Genomic DNA, 691 nt, shown 5'->3' on the forward strand with positions numbered 1-691 from the left:
CATCGACCTTCTTGCGGACGGCTTCCAAGGTGAGAGGCTTGATAAGCACGCCGTGCGCGCCCGCCTTGATGCCTTCGACCGCGGTGGGCTCGTCGGATTTGTCGCAGACGATCAGGATCCGCACCTCGGGAAAATGGGCCGCCAATTGGCCGATCAACGGCGGCCCCTTTTGCCCCAAAAAGGAGGCGCCGAGTAGCACCACATCCGGCTTCAACCAATCGATGCCCCTGACAAAAGCCTCTTCCGGCGTTGCAAGCTCGTGCGTCTCGATCTCGTCATGCAGCATAAGTTGCAAAGTCACGCGGGTGATCTCGTCATCGTCGACCACGAATACCCGTCGCTGGCCCTCCGCCCTCGAGGTTTCGACATCTTGCTGCACTGTCGCTCTCCTGAAAATCGCGCCGACAAAGCGGCTTGCAAGAGCAATTAGCAATTTCCGTTCCACGCATGAACGCATCGAAAGGGCCCGCGCCAAGCCGGTTTTTGCCCGTTTGATGCTTGCGATCCTTGTTCGGCTTCTGACAGCGGCACAATTGCTGTCACCTTCAAAACACCTGGTGTCATCCGTCGGCTCGCAAGTTTTTCAGCGCGAAATCAGAAGCTTAAAGAGCGTAGACAGCCTTGGCACGGGGGTTGCTATTACGATGCAGCAACACTGAGTGAGGGCTGAGTGCACGCAGACGCGCAAGAC

Annotated in this window: 1 protein-coding gene; it reads right to left on the reverse strand. The window is 57.7% G+C overall.

The annotated features are described in order from the left end of the window. Positions 1–379 (reverse strand): response regulator (locus AC5ZG1_RS44130; protein ID WP_496136532.1); only part of this gene is annotated, 379 nt, incomplete at its 3' end. Between the last annotated feature and the right edge of the window lie 312 nt (positions 380–691).

This window comes from Bradyrhizobium sp. Leo78 (genome assembly GCF_059512425.1).